Origin of the sequence: Paraburkholderia sp. BR10954 (genome assembly GCF_040965775.1) — a bacterium.
Taxonomy (GTDB): domain Bacteria; phylum Pseudomonadota; class Gammaproteobacteria; order Burkholderiales; family Burkholderiaceae; genus Paraburkholderia; species Paraburkholderia youngii.
Genome location: NZ_JBFRCK010000049.1, coordinates 1 through 17,063, shown reverse-complemented (window position 1 = coordinate 17,063; position 17,063 = coordinate 1). Strand labels below are relative to the sequence as shown.

At 60.3% G+C, this 17,063-nt stretch carries 16 protein-coding genes and 1 pseudogene; 15 read left to right on the top strand and 2 right to left on the bottom strand.

The annotated features are described in order from the left end of the window. Position 1 precedes the first annotated feature (1 nt). The 4 genes from AB4Y34_RS36965 (at position 2) to AB4Y34_RS36950 (ending at position 4,055) form a co-directional block, all read left to right on the top strand. On the top strand, positions 2-313 hold the full coding sequence (locus AB4Y34_RS36965; RefSeq protein WP_129961268.1) for a VirB3 family type IV secretion system protein: 312 nt from the start codon (positions 2-4) through the stop codon (positions 311-313). Continuing rightward, positions 307-2,769 (top strand): VirB4 family type IV secretion system protein, encoded by a 2,463-nt coding sequence (locus AB4Y34_RS36960; protein WP_368718825.1) that lies wholly within the window; start codon positions 307-309, stop codon positions 2,767-2,769. Before AB4Y34_RS36965 ends, AB4Y34_RS36960 begins: the two co-directional genes overlap by 7 nt. Positions 2,770-2,779: 10 nt before the next feature. Continuing rightward, positions 2,780-3,604, top strand: a complete 825-nt coding sequence (locus tag AB4Y34_RS36955) for a hypothetical protein (protein WP_368718824.1) — start codon at positions 2,780-2,782, stop codon at positions 3,602-3,604. Positions 3,605-3,728: 124 nt separating this feature from the next. Next, a complete protein-coding gene (locus AB4Y34_RS36950; protein ID WP_176369771.1) occupies positions 3,729-4,055 on the top strand; it encodes a hypothetical protein in 327 nt (108 codons plus the stop codon). Between the two features lie 648 nt (positions 4,056-4,703). Here AB4Y34_RS36950 and AB4Y34_RS36945 read toward each other — a convergent pair. Continuing rightward, entirely contained in the window at positions 4,704-5,030 is a 327-nt protein-coding gene (locus AB4Y34_RS36945) for a hypothetical protein (protein WP_176369772.1), read from the bottom strand. A 1,336-nt stretch (positions 5,031-6,366) separates the two neighbouring features. On the opposite strand from AB4Y34_RS36945, the gene AB4Y34_RS36940 reads away from it, so the two are divergent. Then, complete coding sequence (locus AB4Y34_RS36940; protein WP_176369943.1) at positions 6,367-6,603, top strand: hypothetical protein; 237 nt, start codon at positions 6,367-6,369, stop codon at positions 6,601-6,603. A gap of 92 nt (positions 6,604-6,695) precedes the next feature. Here AB4Y34_RS36940 and AB4Y34_RS36935 read toward each other — a convergent pair. Then, positions 6,696-6,944, bottom strand: a pseudogene (locus AB4Y34_RS36935) (transposase); the annotation flags it as partial. A 215-nt stretch (positions 6,945-7,159) separates the two neighbouring features. Between AB4Y34_RS36935 and AB4Y34_RS36930 the strand changes: the two are divergent. The 10 genes from AB4Y34_RS36930 to AB4Y34_RS36885 form a co-directional block, all read left to right on the top strand. After that, entirely contained in the window at positions 7,160-7,369 is a 210-nt protein-coding gene (locus AB4Y34_RS36930; RefSeq protein ID WP_368718823.1) for a hypothetical protein, read from the top strand. Between the two features lie 162 nt (positions 7,370-7,531). Further along, positions 7,532-8,203: a hypothetical protein gene (locus tag AB4Y34_RS36925; protein ID WP_368718822.1), complete on the top strand. Its 672-nt coding sequence runs from the start codon at positions 7,532-7,534 to the stop codon at positions 8,201-8,203. A gap of 70 nt (positions 8,204-8,273) precedes the next feature. Further along, positions 8,274-9,413, top strand: a complete 1,140-nt coding sequence (locus AB4Y34_RS36920) for a nucleotidyltransferase domain-containing protein (protein ID WP_176369945.1) — start codon at positions 8,274-8,276, stop codon at positions 9,411-9,413. A gap of 67 nt (positions 9,414-9,480) precedes the next feature. Beyond that, positions 9,481-11,313, top strand: a complete 1,833-nt coding sequence (locus AB4Y34_RS36915) for a PEP-utilizing enzyme (protein WP_368718821.1) — start codon at positions 9,481-9,483, stop codon at positions 11,311-11,313. Then, complete coding sequence (locus AB4Y34_RS36910; protein WP_176369947.1) at positions 11,310-12,416, top strand: PEP/pyruvate-binding domain-containing protein; 1,107 nt, start codon at positions 11,310-11,312, stop codon at positions 12,414-12,416. Before AB4Y34_RS36915 ends, AB4Y34_RS36910 begins: the two co-directional genes overlap by 4 nt. A gap of 26 nt (positions 12,417-12,442) precedes the next feature. Next, on the top strand, positions 12,443-13,075 hold the full coding sequence (locus AB4Y34_RS36905; protein ID WP_368718820.1) for a hypothetical protein: 633 nt from the start codon (positions 12,443-12,445) through the stop codon (positions 13,073-13,075). A 57-nt stretch (positions 13,076-13,132) separates the two neighbouring features. Beyond that, positions 13,133-14,323: an FAD-dependent monooxygenase gene (locus AB4Y34_RS36900; RefSeq protein ID WP_176369949.1), complete on the top strand. Its 1,191-nt coding sequence runs from the start codon at positions 13,133-13,135 to the stop codon at positions 14,321-14,323. A 409-nt stretch (positions 14,324-14,732) separates the two neighbouring features. Beyond that, entirely contained in the window at positions 14,733-14,864 is a 132-nt protein-coding gene (locus AB4Y34_RS36895; protein WP_255215333.1) for a hypothetical protein, read from the top strand. A 642-nt stretch (positions 14,865-15,506) separates the two neighbouring features. Further along, a complete protein-coding gene (locus tag AB4Y34_RS36890) occupies positions 15,507-16,634 on the top strand; it encodes a methyltransferase (protein ID WP_176369950.1) in 1,128 nt (375 codons plus the stop codon). A 12-nt stretch (positions 16,635-16,646) separates the two neighbouring features. After that, positions 16,647-17,063, top strand: a 417-nt coding sequence (locus AB4Y34_RS36885) for a hypothetical protein (RefSeq protein WP_368718819.1), incomplete at its 3' end; no start/stop codon positions are given.

The following is a 17,063-nucleotide window of genomic DNA, read 5'->3' as shown; positions in this document are numbered from 1 at the left end:
CATGCGTCAGCCAACCCGCGTCAGCCGCTCGCTTTCGCTGCCGCGCCAGATGGGTGGGGCAGATCGCGGACTCGCGATCGCCAACGGCACGATGACCATGCTGCTGTGCTACACCAGCATGACGCCGACCTTCCTCGTCGTTGGCATCGCTGTTCACTGGCTGTTGCGTTGGAAAAGCTCGAAAGATCCGTGGTGGAAGCAGGTCATGCTCGTCTACAACCGCTACGCGGACGTGTATGAGCCCCTGCCGACCGCGAAGTTTTCGGCCCGGTTCAAACGTCCCTATGGATTTGATCAGGACCTGCCATGCTGAAGAAGAGCCTGAAGCGCCGCTCGATCCAGGAAATCGCCCCGTGGGCGACGATGGTCACGCCCGAACTGATCCTCGACAAGGACGGGTCGCTGCTGACCGTCTATACGTTTGAAGGCGTGGACGCCGACAGCCCGAACGCCTCCGATATTTCGGCCGCGCGCGACAACCTGGATCATGCCTGCAAGAATTTCGACCACCGGATCACGGCGTGGTGGAAGCTCTCGCACCGGCGCGTCAAGGGAGACATCGGTGGGACATTCGATTCCTTGATGGACGCGCGTGTCGACGAAATCAACCGCGCGCATGTCGCGAGCGGCCGGTATTTCCGCAACACGCATTCGCTCGCACTCGCCTTCACGCCCGAGACCGGAGTCAACAAGATCTTCGAGAAGGTCGCATATCACATGACGGTGGGCGGCAAATCAATGCCGCTCGCGATCTTCGAGACGATCAAGGACTCGGTGCTTGCGCGCAGTGCCTTCGCCTTTGATATCGAGCGGCTGACGTCTGACATCAAGCGGTTCGAAGGCGTGATCGACGCGTTCAAGGGCGGTGCCACGCGCCTGAGGATGAAGCGTCTGCAGTTGCAGAACGCGCTCGCGTTTCTCCATCAGGCGGCCAATCCGTCGGTGCCGCCGCGGCGCGTGCGGTATCCCGTCACGATGCTCGATACGCACCTGACGGAAAGCGAAGTCACGATTGGTGCCGACACGCTGATGTTCGAATCGGCGCACGGCAAACGGTACGCGAAGATCATCGCGGTCAAGGAGTGGATGGGCTTTCAGGAAGCGGCGCTCGACGTGCTTGCGGAAGTCGACGCCGAACTGGACGTGTGCGTGATGTTCCGCTTTCTGGACACAACGAAGGCAAGCGCGTACATCGAGAAGATCCGCAAGTTTTACAAGGTCGCAGCGTTCAACCCCTGGTCGATCCTCAAGGCCTATTTCTCGAAGGAGGAGCAGAAAAACGACGAAGGCCGCGAGCGTCTCGCTGACGAAGCGGAAAAGGCGCTGGCCAAACTGGTCGCGGACGGGCAGCAGTATGGCTTTGCGAACGTCTCGGTGATCGTCTATGGCGATACCATCGGGGAATGCGACGATGCCACGCGCGAAGTGATCGGCCGCATCGGCAACGCTGGCTTCGGCGTGATCCTCGAGCGGGACAATCTGTTTGCCGCCTGGCAGACGACACTGCCGGGCCGGTGGGACCAGCAGAGGCGATTGCAGTTTGTCGAAACGCCGGCCGTGTCCGACATCGCCCCGGTGCGCAGCGTCTCGGAAGGCGACACGGTCAATGCGTGGCTCACGCAGCAGTCCGGCGAGAAGACCGGGCCGCTCACGATGCTGCCGACGCGTCACAAGACGCTGCAGCGTGTGAGTCTGCACCATCCGGGCGGCAAGTCGCACGCGCTCGTGATTGGCCCGATCGGCGCGGGCAAGTCGATCTTCCTGAATTTCCTGGTGTCCCAGACCGGGCGCCACAAGGCGCGGCGAATCCGGTTCGACAAGGACCGCTCGACCCGCATCCCGACCCTTCTCGCGGGAGGGCGATTCGTCGATGCGACGGGGCGTTTCGAAGCCGGGACCTCGGTCAATCCGCTTTCGCTGCTGCACGATTCAAAGCACTTCCCGTACGTCGCCGAGTGGGTGCAGATGGCGATCGAGGACGATGACTTCCGATGCTCGCCGCAACAGCAGCGCACGATTTTCGAGAAAGTCACGGTCCTGGGTACGGGCTACCCGCGAGACCTCTGGACACTGTCCAACCTGAACGCGCTTCTGCCGATCGAGCTGCGCGAGCGGCTCGCCGTCTGGACCCAGGGCGAAAAGAACGGCCGGTTTTTCGACCACATCGACGACGCCTTCTCGCTGTCCGACGACATCTCGATCGAGATGGGCGACCTGTTCCAGAACTATCCGGTGGCCGCGGCGCTGTTCATGGATTACGCGTTCTACCGTATCGCGCAATGGCTTGACGGCAAGCGCTACACGGTCATCGAAGTGGAGGAGGCGGGCTTCTTCTTCCAGTATCCGCGCTTCTACCAGCGGCTGGAAATCTGGGCAGTCACCATCCGCAAGCTGAATGCGACGCTACTGCTCGCGACGCAGTCGCTTTCCCAGGTGGCGCGGATTCCGAACTTCGAAATTCTCAAGGAAAACATTCCCAACATTTTCTATCCGCCCAACAAGGATGCGAAGAACAATCTGCATCTGTATCGCGACCTGTTCGGGCTGACGGAACACCAGATCGACATGCTGGCCAACGCCGTGCCGAACCGCGATTACCTGTGGGTGACGCCGGACCAGACCCGCATGCTGCAGGCGAGCTTCCCGAAGGAAACGCTCGCGGTGCTGCGCTCGGACGGCCGCGCGCAGGCGGTGCTCGACAGGCACTACACGTCCGGCGCACCGGACTGGCGCGAGGCCTACGTGCGCGAAATGCTGACTCTCGACTAGGAAACCCACGATGAAAATGATCCTTGGCCGCCTGACGCTCGTCGCAGGCCTGATGCTCGGTATGTCGCACGCTGCCAACGCCGTGCTGCCCGTCATTGACGCGTCTAACCTCGCGCAGAACATCATCACTGCGGCGAAGGCCGTGAAGACCGAGATCTATCAGGACAGCAACATCGTCTACCAGTACCAGATGATGGCAAACCAGCTGCTGCAGGCGACGAACCTCGACCCGTCTGCCATGAAGGCGCAGTACGACCAGATCACCGGCGACATCAGCAAGTTCACGCAGCTTAAAAGCACCCTGACTGACATGTACGGTGACCTCAACGAGGGCAGTCAGTGGATCAACCACGTGCAGACGCTGATTTCCCGCTCGGGCAAGTCGAATGATCAGTGGTTCGACGCGGAGGCGCCCGCCGAAGGTCTTCGGGATGTTGGCGCCGAGCAGTGGAATCGGTATCGGCATCCGGGTCGCTTGTCCACCTACGCACAAACGACTGCTGGCGAACGCGTGGTGTATTTCGAGCAAAGCGACCATCTCGACGTCGATGCCGAAAGAGCCTGCGAGTTCGTAACCTGTTCGTTTGACTACGACTGGTACGCACGCGTGCGGGCCCACGCAGGAATCGAATCGGCACGTTTCTGGCTCAACGAAACGATCCTGACACTGCCTGCCGGGAAGTCCCAGCGATATCAGGAGATGGCGGTGCGCGGGCAGTATTTCGCGCGCCTCGCCGAGCGTCTGAACCTGACGCCGGCGGAGATGGATCAGTACCTGATCAGCAATGCGGTAAAGGAAGTGCAGCAGCTCGATCTCTTCTCGATGGCCGCGTGAGCGGTCCCAGTCACCCTTGCGGGGTACGCCCTCGCAAGGGGCTGCTCCGCGCATCTATCTGGAGTAGCTTATCTACCTTGAAGCAGCTGAATCCGGCATGCCGGTTCGCCAGCGCAACGCTCATGTGGACGAAGGCCTGCTCGTCCGTGTCGGTATCCCGCACAGCGGCGGCCGACTCGCATACCACGCGTTCAATGAAGGCTACGCGGGCATGGTCTCCGCTTCTGCCTTCTGGAATTCCAAAACCGGTCGCTTCCGCATCCCTGAAGCGACGGACCTCACGGAGATCGATTTCGCGCTGGACAGCGCGGGATTTACCGCAATGCGGCTCTTTCAATCGAAAGGCCGACAGCGCGGCATCGCTGGCGTATATCCGTGGACGATGGAGCAATTCGTGGAACTCGCCGCGTTTTCCGGGGCGACGTGGGTCTCTCAGCCCGATTTATGCTAGCGATGGATGCCATGGATCGCGCCCCTCGTCCTGATCGGCCTTGGGTCCGTCTGTCGACGGCACCTGACCGATCCCAAACATGGGCTATTCGCCATACTGGAGGGGCCGGAGGGGTATCTTCCAGCTCGGGCGCGCGTCCATTGCTTCGGCGTCAAAGGGCAGGCTCTATCGAGGGTCAAGATGTATCCCTGGGTGGCGAGTGTAGACTCGATGGCCGCCGACTATTCGGCGCGGGTGAAGGCTCGACAGGCTGGGATCTCTAACACGATTGCGCACCGCGCAGCGGAAATGAATCGCTGGATGGCGGCTGCCTCACGGCGTGCTGCACCTGCAACTGGCGACCAGTTCCGTCTTGGCTTCAACCACTGAATGCCGCATCCGTTTTATCGACCCAGCCAGCGAGTTCTCACGAACCGCGGGCTTTTTTTCGGCCTCAGTTTGCCGTGAGACGCGAAGCAAGAGCCGAGGTCGTGTGCCCGGTTTCGCAAGTAAGTGAGGCATAGCGCAGGCTAGCGGCCGCCGCATTCGACGAGGAGCTTGATTAAAGCTCGGCGGCGCAAGTGCCGATATCGCCGCGATGATCGTCAGGCGTTTATACACTGAACGGCGCGACAATACCTAATGCGATCGATGTTTCAAGAGGCCGTCTCACTTCCGAAAGACATCCTGCATGAGCGTCAGCCGCCGGCGCGCTTCAACTAGGTCGAGCGCCTGCCGCGGGACCATCGCAGTGATCGCTTTGGGAGTGAATGTTTGAAGGTCGCTTGTGCTACGCGACATCACCCCGACGAGCGCCGCGTTGGCGAAGGATCCGGCGGCCGCCTGTTCCTGCGGCGTGAGTCGACGCTTGGTGACCGGGTCGTAGATGGTGTTTGGCGTGAATCCGCTAGTGGCTGACCAGTACCGAGCACCTGGAAAATGCAACCAATCGACGGTGCACAACTTGATCAGATGCCGGGGTGGTTCAGGCGTCAATAATGGCCTCAACGCTTGCGCCACTGTTCAGGACTAGCTCAACCACGCCTAGGCCGCGCTCGGCTTTCGCCGTGCCGGCGAATAGTGCGCGTGCGTTGACTCGCTGCCACCGCTAACAAACTGTCAAAAAACCGCAACCGCTTCTCGCAAAATGGCTACCACAGCAGAGGCGAGCGACTTGTCAAAGCTGACGCAGAGACTAAGCTTAACCGGTACAAGAGAGGAGTACCAACGTCCTTACGCGGGACGGGCGGGAGACGGGAGTTGGGTATGCATGAGCTGCGCTACAAGGCAAGCACCGCACTGAGCTGCCTACTGTTCTTTCTCGCGGCGTGCGTTCCGGTGACCGCGCTCGCCAACTGCGAAGACCACAAGACGTCGGAGGGCTGGGAGGAGTGCCAGAAAGTACTGGCCTGTGGAGGCTTGTGCGATAACCACACAGTGCCATGCGCAGACGGGAGCTGGTACATCCAGTACACGATATCGAAAAAATGCCCGTCCGATATCCGCCGCCGCCATTGAAGGCGCTCGAGAATCCGAACTCGTATGCCGGCTTTGTCAGGGATGTCGCCCATCGCCGAAAGTAGCACCATCCACGTCTCCCGCCTCGAGTTCTCGTATGCGAACTGGTGGAGGACATGGGGGCGGGCATGGCGGGGGTGGGCATACCGGCAGCCACGCTAGTGGACATTCCGGCGGCGAAGAAGCTCACTCGACTGGCCGCAACGGCGCGGGATACGCTGGAGCTGCAGCTCATACTAGCAGTGCGAGCGATGTCGACACAGCTCCAAAACGAACAGCGTTGTACGATTTGGTCGGGCTTGGGATAGCAATTGGCGGCATTGGGTTCGTAGCGTGGAAAACGAAGGCATAAACTCACATTGGAAAACATGACCATTAGAGACATTCGCACTCGGTGCTGCTGCGGGCTTGGTGCTTGGGGCGATGGTCGCGTTCGCGATCACGAGAAGCGCGATGGCGGACAAGCAGATTGACATGCTCACCGCAGGCGTGTTTTGGGGGTGTCGCAATGCGCCGGAGGCAACGTCCTAACCGACGCAAAGCGATGCCTTGAGCTTGCCGACGATATGCGCGGGTTGGCTCGGCAGGAAGCGTACAAAAAAGCGCATCCCGCGCTTCCGTTTTAGACGCGAAAATCGCCGGCGCGGCCGGCTCTGGAAAACAGGTTAAGCAATGAGCGAGAGCCATCACCCATGCGCATCCCGAGAAGTGGTCTGTGATGAAGACAATGCCCGCTTTTTGACAGCCGCGTGGCAAGGCGACCTTTACAAGTCAGCAAAGTCGCTGCTGTGGGAAATCGAGTAAGGAGTAGATCATGGCGATCGTCAATGTGCGTGTGCGACGCGGCCCCCTCTCCGGGAGGGCCGAAGACGGTGCACGTCTCAACATTGTCGCGGGTGTCTATCAAGCCAATCACGATGGAGATTTGCTCGTGTTCGCCGATGCCGACAAGCGCACCGGCGGAACCATTACCGTCGATCTTCGCGATTATCCTGAGATCGGCTCATTCCCGGATTCAATCGAACCGAATTCACAGATCGAACTGGCGTAGCCGACTTTGCGATAACCAAGCAGCAATAGGAAAACGGAACCTTCAGCAGTTCTGCTCGGTGCGAGCTGGCTCGATCACCGCAGGGCGCGAGCGATAGGCTCGAAACAGCCCGCCTGAATCCAGCGTTGCGTCTGCTGGTAGACCGCCTCCCACGGCGGAAAGTCATTGGGCAGCAGACGCCACGCCGCACCCGCGCGGACAATCCACCGCAAAGCGTTGAACATCTCGCGCAATTCGTAGCGACGCTGAGGCGCGTCCTTGTTCATCAATGTCAGGTACGGCGCGGCGAAGTACCACTCTTCATCCGATACATCCGTTGGGTAGGGGCTGCGTTTTTTCATCCCGCCAGGGTACCAGGTCTGGCCGAAAGTTCATAACACCTTCTAGGAGGTGTGTTTTATATTGCAGTCGAGGCTTCGCATACCCAATCCGAATAACTTGATGGCCCGGCAATCAAATCTCCTTGACAACGACGCGCCGTGAATTAGTTTTGTAAACGCGCTGGGGCCCATTCAATCCGGGCGCGTTACGTCATTCACTCGAGAAGGGGAAGAACATGTCGCAATACGACAAAGACGATGTACTCGATGCCGCCAAGCAAATCGAGGAAAACCGGCTTGGCCTCGTGCTTTCCGGTCACATCAAAAACGGAAAGCTGGTGCTTGATCAAGAAACGCTCGACGCAATCGCAGCGAAGTTCCCTAACGCCGATCGCGCGTTCGTCGCAGTCAACGCGCCCTTCGATCCTTGCTCCCATTCTCTCTAGGGGGACCCTGCGATGATGCCCGCTGGCTCTACGCCTGTTCCGTCAGAAGACGGGCTGCCTGTCGACGTTTTGCTGGACGCCGATGAGACCAGCGAACGGATATTCATCGCTGCGAGGGTCGCTTTGTCGCAGTCGCGTCTCGGCGATCGGTGCCCGACTTATTTGTCGGCTTTGGAAGCCGCGCTGCAGGATGAGCCTCCCTACGGCACGCGCGCCTATGCGGCGGCTTACCGTGGCGCGTCGCAAAGCAGGCAGTGGCTGGCGACATCGCTGATCACGAATGCCGAGCGCGAAGGCGACGGCGCGACTCGCCTGTGGTCGATGGCGGCTTGCGCCGAAGAGGGGGAGGAACAGCACCTCCTCAAACGTCATGCGGTCGAGGAATCCGGTCACGCGCTGTTCTATCTGAAGCTGCTGGATCTGACCTTTCCCGGCGCCGTCAGTCCGGCGTTTCGCATGGAACTGCGGCAGCTCTCCCCAGGCTACTCGATGCCGCAATCGCTGTTCGTGGTCGAAGGGTCGCCGTACGGAAGGCCGCCCACCGTGGACGATTTCATCCAGATGAATATCGCCGAGATCAGAACTACGATCCATCATCTGTTGCAGCGTGACGCACTCAGCGCCCACTGCCCGCCCGAAAGTCTTCCGCAGGTCGTGAAGCTGCTCGATACGCTACTGCGCGACGAGCTGAGTCACGTTGCGTATACCGGCATGCTGATCGAACGACATGCCGCGCGCATCGCTGCCGGCAAGATACATGACCTGTTCCGGAAGCGATTCCACGACTTCAACGAAATCACATTGCAGGAACTGGACAAGAAAGTATTCGACTGACACCGGCAGGTCGTTTCGGATCGGCAGGTTGTTCCGGCCAGAATAAAACATTCGCACAACGGGAAAAGAAATGAATGTGGAAGAATTTCTGCATTGGGGCGAAACCGACTTGCCGTCCGTCCGCACGAGTATTGCCGACATGGTCGGACTCGAGGACGACGACATCCTCCTAGCGGTTGGCTCGCTGGCCGAAGGCATGGGAACCCGCAAGTCCGACCTCGACGTGCTCCTGATCACCTCCCGCCCGGCGTCCGCGCTGCCACCGCGGGACGAGGTCATCTGGGCGCTGGGCAAATGCGTGGTGGACATCCGTATCTTTCCGGACAACGTGATCGAGAGCCTGATTCATCGTCTCGATCATTGGTCCCGCCAGCCATGGGATGTTTCCGATACCGCGAAGTTTACGTTTGACGAGCGTCTGCTGCTCCACCGGCTACGTCATGGACAACTTCTGCGCAGCCCGTCGGCGACGCGCTCCGACGCCGCATTCCGGCCGTCCGACACCGCGCTCGCCAGGCTCAAGCTGCAAGTCGCCCGCCACGCGGGGAGAACGATCCAGATCGACATGGTGGGATATGACGAAACCGGCGACTATCGCACGCTGGTTTTTGCCGCGCAGAAATTGCTCGGCCACGCGGTCGATGCGTTGCTGGCCGGTTACGGCCGCACCAATCCGTTGTCCAAGTGGCGCAGCCGCACGCTGGGTCAGTTGCCATCCGGGTGGGAACGCGAACTCCTCGGGCGACCCACGGGCCTGAGCGCTGCGGACCTGTTCTGGAATTTGCAGCGTACACCCGAATATCCGGACAGGGTTTCGTCGCGGGTCTACGCACGACGCATTGTCGCGTTCACCCGCGCGGCATTTCTATGGGCCGAATGCCGCGTGACCGGGAAACGATTCGACGGGCCGCAAGGTCATGACTGGATCGGGACCGAGTCGCCGATGACCGCGCCCCCCCTTCCGTCCCTCGAGTTCGACGTCGATTTCTCGTTTTCGGGCGATGGCATGAAGATCGCGCGATTGAATGAATTCGGCACGGTCGTGAACCTGTCTGCACAGGATGCTGCGCTCGTCTTCCTGTTCGACGGCGTCACGACCGCCGATGAAGCGCTAGCGCACGTGTGCGGTACGAAGTGCAGCGAAACGGCAGGGATGATCGATCGCGTGCAGCACGCGGTCGGCAACGCGGGCCTGACTGCTTCGACCTGATCGGCACGGTAAAGGGGACGGCTGCCCGTTACGCCCTCCACCTGGCAACGCGAACCAAGGATCGAACATGAACCGTTCGTCGCGAGGGAAATTCCCGAGTCCATTCGAAGTCGCGGTGCCACTGGGATGCGAAGGCTGGCAGCGGCTCTATCCGTACTATCACGTCTTCAGTGAAGAACGCCGGACATCCGAGGAAAGCAGGTTCTGGTTTGCGGACCGGATACATCATGCCGAGCCGCTGTACCCGTTCGACGCGATCATCTGCGAAGCCATCTGGGTCGCGCTATCGCAGTACAATACGCGTGTTTTCGTGATGCCGTCTGCGCTCGGTATCGACCAGCGCATCGTGAACGGATACCTGTATCTGAGTCCGAACCCGGTCACCGACCCTGCGTTGATCGAGCAACGTGCCGAACATTTCAGACGGCGCGCCGGATATTACTTTGAGCACTGGGACGAGCTCTACGAGCAGTGGCTGCGCAAGACCCGAGCCCATATCGAATCGCTCGAAGCGATCGAGATCCGCGATTTGCCGGAGCTCGAAGCGGAGGCTGTCGTCACCGAAGGTCAAGGCGTGGCCTCAGGCTACCACTTGCTCGAAGCCTACAATCGAACCATCGAGAATCTGCTCAAGATCTGGCAATACCATTTCGAGATGCTGAATCTCGGGTACGCCGCCTACCTGACCTTTCTGGAATTCTGCAAGCAGGCCTTTCCGGGCATTTCCGACCAGACTGTTGCGCAGATGGTATCCGGGACCGACCTCCTGCTCTTCCGTCCGGACGACGAATTGAGGAAGCTCGCGCGCCTTGCCATCGCGCTCGACATCGGGCCCGTCCTCAAGCAGGCCACGTCGCCGTCGAAAATACTTGCCGACCTCGAGGAAACGGAGAACGGCAGGCAATGGTGCAGCGCGCTGGATGAAGCGAAGCAGCCCTGGTTCAATTTTTCCACAGGCACAGGTTTCTATCATCACGATCGCAGCTGGATCGACGACCTTTCCTTTCCGTTCGTCGCGCTGCGCAGCTATATCGAGAAGCTCGAACAAGGCGGGAACATCGAACGCCCCCTCGACGCCATTCGCGGCGAACGCGACCGCATCACGACCGAATATGCACAGCTCGTGAAAAACGACGAGGACCGGAAGGTGTTTGCGGAGCTCCTGAACCTGGCCCGAACGGTGTATCCGTATGTCGAGAACCACAACTTCTTCGTCGAACATTGGCACCACACCGTCTTCTGGCAAAAGATGCGCGAATTCGGGAAGATCCTCGTTCATCACGGCTTCATCGCGTCGACGGACGACATCTTCTTTCTGAACCGATATGAAATCCAGGCGGCGCTTTACGACCTGATCGCCGCATGGTCGGTCGGTACCGACGCAAGAGGGCCGCGTATATGGCCTGACGAGATCGAGCATCGCCGGCGAATCTACCATGGGTTTCGCCGGTCGCCACCGCCGCCCGCGCTGGGAACGCCGCCCGAATCGATCACGGATCCGCTCTTGATCATGCTCTGGGGCATCACTCAGGAGACGGTGATCAACTGGCTCGGGATCGAGTCCGCCGAGGGCGAGCAACGGGAGCTGAAGGGCTGCGCGGCGTCGCCCGGCATCGTGGAGGGACCGGTTCGCATCATCAATCGTACCGAACAGCTCAACGAAGTCCAGCCAGGCGAGATTCTCGTTTGCCCGGTCACCTCGCCAAGCTGGGCCCCCGTCTTCAGTCGGATCAAGGCCACCGTGTCGGACGTCGGCGGTGTGATGTGCCATGCCGCTATCGTCTCGCGCGAGTATGGCTTGCCGGCGGTAGTCGGAACCGGATTCGGGACCCGGCTGCTCAAGACGGGACAGCGCATACGCGTCAACGGCGATTCGGGAACGGTGCAGATCCTCTCATGACATCGCAGTTGAACGACGCGCGGGCGTGGATCCGCCCGCTCTCCGAATGCAGCCTCGCGCTGCTCGCCCATGTGGGCGGAAAAAATGCGAGGCTGGGCGAACTGACGCGCGCCGCCTTTCCGGTTCCTGCGGGTTTCGCCGTCGCGACCGACGTATACGCAGCGCTTCTCGATCAACACGCGATGCACGCGCTTGACAGGTTGCTCGCCCGCATCGTCGTCGACGATCTCACCTCGTTGAGGAGAACGAGCCAAGCGATACGGCGGCTGATCGAATCCGTCGAGATTCCGCGAGCTTTCGAAGTCGCGATTGCCGAGGCCTATGCAAAGCTGTCCGGTGACTGCGGGGTCGCCGATCTTCCTGTCGCGGTGCGCTCCAGCGCGACTGCCGAATGCCTCGCGCACAGCAGCTTCGCCGGACAGCAGGAGACATACCTGTGGGTACGCGGCGCCGACAACGTGCTGGGCAAGATCCGGAAATGCTGGTCCAGCCTCTTCACGCCTCAGGCGATCTCCTACCGGCAGAAGGTACGCTTTTCGCACGAAAGCGCATTGATCGGTGTCGGCATTCAGAAAATGGTCGATGCCAGATCGGCCGGCGTCCTTTTCACGCTGAATCCCGCGAACGGCGATCGCTCGAAGATCGTGATCGAAGCCAACTGGGGCCTGGGAGAGAGCGTCGTGTCGGGGGAGGCCACGCCCGATCGCTACGTGCTCGATAAGGTCATGCTGGAAGTCATCGAACGGCATCTATCGTCGAAGCACTTCGAGTACGCGATCGACCATGAAAAGGATCGGGTCCGCCGTATGTCGATTCCCGTCGAAAAACGGCGAACCGCCTGTCTCGACACGGACGAGATCATCGCGCTGGCGCGCCTCGCAAAGCGGATCGAACAGCACTTCGCTGTGCCGCAGGACATCGAGTGGGCATTCGACCGCCATCAGTATCGTCCTGATGACCTGGTCATTCTGCAAAGCAGGCCGGAAACCGTCTGGCACAAGAGAAAGTCGCCGCAAATCATGGAAGTCCAGCCGAGAGCAATCGGTTATGTCTTGCACGGGATCGCGCGCAAGGTCCAGTCGCCGCCGATGCCGAAACCGTAGGGCCATTCTTCGCAGCGAGGGATCGAATGCTTGAAACCGGCCAGTTCTTTTGCCTCCTGGGTGTGGATGCAAGCGGCAAGACGACACTTCTCAATGCCATTTCCGATCGTTACCCCGACATCACGATCGCGCACTGGAAGCAGTTTTCGACGGTCACCCTGTTTCCCGATCTGCTGCCGGATCTGGATCCGCCGGAGACGTTGCGACGCCTGGGCCCCAATTCGCGCGCCGCGCAGTTTTGCTACCTCGCCGCGCTCGAGTACGACATGATCGTCCGTCCCGCTTTGGCCCAGCGCCACCCGGTCATCGTGGACTCTTACTGGTACAAGTTCGCGGCCAAAATGAAAGTCCTGGACATGGCTGCGCCCTTTCTCTATTCGGTGTGTCGATCGCTTCCGAAACCCGGGAAGGTGCTGTTCCTCGATACGCCGGTTGAAATCGCGCATCAGCGAAAACACGAGATGAACTTCTTCGAATGCAATGGCCGACCTGCCGATTTCGTGCCGTTTCAGCAATTGGTCAAGGCCACCATGCTGCACCTCGCGGCGGACGTCCCGCTGCTGCGCATCGACGGGCGCGCGCCCCTTGAGGAGTTGATCCAGCAGGTCGTCGAGATCGTCAACCCGGAATACGGCCGCATTCCGGTGTCAATGAGATGATTGGGCACCGCGCGCGGAAAGCAGGCAAAGGCCCTTCGAACCTCAAGCACATCGCACATGCCAGCCGTCATCGTCATCGGCGCAGGAATCGGCGGACTCTCGCTCGCCCTCGAGCTTCATGCGCGCGGGTACGCCTGCCAGGTGTTCGAGGCGGCATCCGCCGTGCAGACTGCGGGCGTCGGCATCAACATCCAGCCCTACGCAGCGCGCGAACTCCATCGACTCGGGCTGGTATCCGAGCTGCGCAATACGGCCATGCTGCCTCGCTCGTCCGTTTATGCGAGTTCGGTTGGCCAGATCCTGTTGAGCGAACCCTTGGGTATCGCAGGCGGTTTCGGATTCCCGCAATATTCAATTCACCGTGCGGCGTTGCAACACACGCTCCTGAATGCCGTTCACCGGCGACTGGGCGTCGATGCCGTCCAGTTCGGACACCGGCTGGTTCGAGTCGAGCAGGACAGACGTGAGGCACGTGCCTATTTCGACTGCCGCGACACCCCCGCCCGCGGCGACATTCTGGTCGGCTGCGACGGCATTCATTCCGCAGTCTGCCGGCAGTTCCATCCTGTTGCCTCGCGGGTCCGGCATTCGGGCATCGTCATGTGGCGCGGTATGACAAGGCGCTTCCCCCTCCTCGACCAACAAACGATGCTGCGTTGTGGCCGGATCGAGACCGGGAAACTGGTCGCTTATCCCGTCCGCGACCCTGACATGCCTGACGAGATCGTCGCGAACTGGGTGCTGGAGTTGCGCGACGATCCCGCGATCGGAGAGCGACACGCCGTCATCGCGCCGACATCGGTGCCAGCCGTCTTCCTCTCATGGAAGTTCGATTGGCTCGACGTGCGATCGCTCATCCTGAATTCGACGCAAGTTCTGCAAATTCCCATGATGGACCGCGATCCCTTGCCACGTTGGAGCCACCGTCGCGTCACGCTGTTGGACGATGCCGCTCATCCGATGTATCCTGTCGGATCGAACGGCGCGGGACAAGCGATACTCGATGCCGCAGCACTGGCGGCCAGCATCCATGGCGCCGGCATCATCCCGGGTCTCCGCACATACGACGCGTTGCGCAGACGACACGCCGCGGCAATCGTCGCGCGTGACCGCGCGGGTGGTCCCGACATCGTGCTTGAGGCGATCCACGCGGCGACGAACGAAGCGCTTGCCCCCACCGAAGAAATGCCCGCGCTCAGTCAACGGCTGCGCACCCTGCTGACCACATATCGCGCCAGCGATGCATGAAGCGAATGTGCCGTGGCACTCCACCGTTTTCGCGCGAGACGCATGCGATGTTGGAGCGGCGAGGTGAGGCAAGGGCGGAGGCAGTTCAGCGCTCAAAGGGGGATGACAAAGCGTGCGCGGATCCATAGCCAGATCGCGGATGCGAATTGCTGCACCCGTCAGGCGAAGAGGTGATAGCGAAATCGCCTCGCAGGAGTGCTGCAGCCGGGACCGTTGCTCAAGCGAAAGATTCGAAACGCTTCCTGTATTTGATCAGCGGGGCAACTGCGCGTGCGCGTCGGCCGGCAGCCCACGCCGAGCGTGGCGATCACCGATTGGCAGTCGGTGAAGAAAACGGCAAAAGTGGGCAGCGCGGCTTCGACGCGTACAAGAAGTTCTGGGTCGCAAGCGGCACATTGCGGTAGACCCGATGGGCTTGTTGCTGCCCGTGGTGGTCAATGCGGCGGGCATCCGCGACCGGGTGAGCGCCAAGGCTTTGCTGCTGCGCCTGTTCGCCGCTTTCGGCTCGCTGCAGACTCTGTTGCCGATGGCGGCTAGCTGATCGACTGGACGCATACAATGTTGGGCTGGCTGCGTACGGTAGTGGAACGTAATTCAACGCATCGCCTCGTCTCGTCATATTGCCGAAGAGGTGGATCGTTAAGCGATCCTTCTACTGGATGAGCCATCGTCGACCCTAGGGCTGCTAATTTTTGCACCGAGTCGTACGCGCAATGGGAGCCGGGTATGTCGATGGCATGCCGCTGCGCCGCATCACTACGCGATGATTTTTAATTGCACCCGCCGCTTCGCATACCCAATCCGGATAACTTGACGCCCCTGTGGATGAATCATTCGCGAAGGCTTTCGAAGGACTAAGAGGTCTCCGTCAGGTCCGCCGAAGCATTCGTCTGGATTTCCTGCATCAGACTGATGCTCGGGCGACTGAGACCACCTTGAGGACAGCTTCCAGGAAAGTTACAGATCCCGGAGGTTGTCCGGATCACGCAACGCGTCGGAGTGACGACTGCGATATGTCTTGCGGCAGTATATCGATCGATTTGAATCGTGCTTTCAGTTGTCGGTTTTCAAGTGACGGATCTCGCCAACATAACTATCATGGAAATCGAGCGGCAGTCGCTGGCATGGCCGAGTGACCATCCGGACGAGTGTGGTGCACAAAACGCAAACAAAGGCAGGCGCGATGGAACATGATTTTCAGGGCGTCGGTTTGGAATGCCGCAGGAGGGGTGAGGATGTCTTCGACACGGGATTGCTTGCGGATTGGCTGGCCAGATCGGGATATGGAGAATTTGTTGCGAATTTCGATCCGCTCATACCGAGGCCGAATGCCTGGCGGGCCTACCGGGAATCCATACCCGTTTCACTGAAGTCAGTTGTCGATTTGTTCCTGATGAACGAATCGGTGGAAGCGAATGCAATTCCCGCTTCCCTTCAGGCGTTGATTCCGGCGTTGATGGACATAGGACTGATTGTCGCGCTCGCCGAGAACCGGATCGCGACGCCGGGGCTCGTGATTTTGCCCGTCTGGGGCAACTGGTTGATTTGCGAGCGTCCCGGTCCCAATCCTGCGTTTTACTTCGGTGAAGATTCCGTCGCGTTATTGGCGCGCATGCTGCCGCGCAGCGGCGGGGATTGTCTGGATTTGTGCACGGGTCCGGGTTTACACGCGGTGCACTGCGCGCGATTCGCGAGAAGCGTAGCAGCCGTAGAGATCGATGCGACGGCGGCCCGGCTGGCGCGGATCAATGCGCGCCTGAATCGCGTTGCCGATCGCCTCGACGTTTTTCACGGCGACCTTTATCAGCCTGTCGAAGGGCGGCGGTTCCACACGATCGTCGCGAATCCTCCGCTGTTGCCGTATCCGGACGCACTGCCGGCACCGCGGGTCGGATACGCTGGCCCGGATGGGTTTCGCGTCATCGGACGCATCCTGGAAGGGTTGCCGCACGCGTTACGTGACGGCGGCGTCGCCCAGATCATCGGAATGACGCTCAGCGATGGGCGCACGCCAGTCATTGCCGGCCGACTGGATAGCATCGCGAAGGAATCGGATATGGCGATCCGGTTCAGTGCGTTGTCCCACAAGCGGCTCACGTCGGGAGACGGGTACTTCGACCTCGTGGCCGCTAGCATGATACGCGCGTCCGGAAAGGGAGAGTCGCTCGTCAGGGATGCGCTCCGGAAGATGCTGGCGAGTCAGAAGTGCAACCATCTCTGCACGTTTTTTCTGCACGTGGTGCTGGGCAACGGGCAATTCGACCTTGTCGACGTATCGCAGCCCGATCGACCGGGATTCTGGTACATCTGAGAAAAGGCCGGTATGGCGACATTAATCAAGATCGGAGGCAGTCTCATTCCAGGCCACGTCGAGAAGCTATGCTCGTCGCTTCGCGAGGTCGCCGCCGCTCACCCTGTCCTCCTGATCGCCGGCGGAGGAGAACTCGTCGACGTGGTACGGTCGTACCGGAAGAAACTGGCGCTGAGCGATGAAACGGCCTATTCCATGGCGGTTCTTGCAATGGATCAGCATGCCTACCTGCTGGCGGAGATTGGTGGATTCGCTATTTCTCGCTCACTGCGGAAATTGAAGAAACAACGGACTGTTCCGCAGGTCTTCGCGCCGTCCGACGTGCTTCTGAATTTGCCGGTCAACGACGTTATCGACATCGACCGGATGACTTCGGATACGATTGCGGCGTTCGTCGCTGGGTGGGTGGGGGCCGACCTGATCATCGCG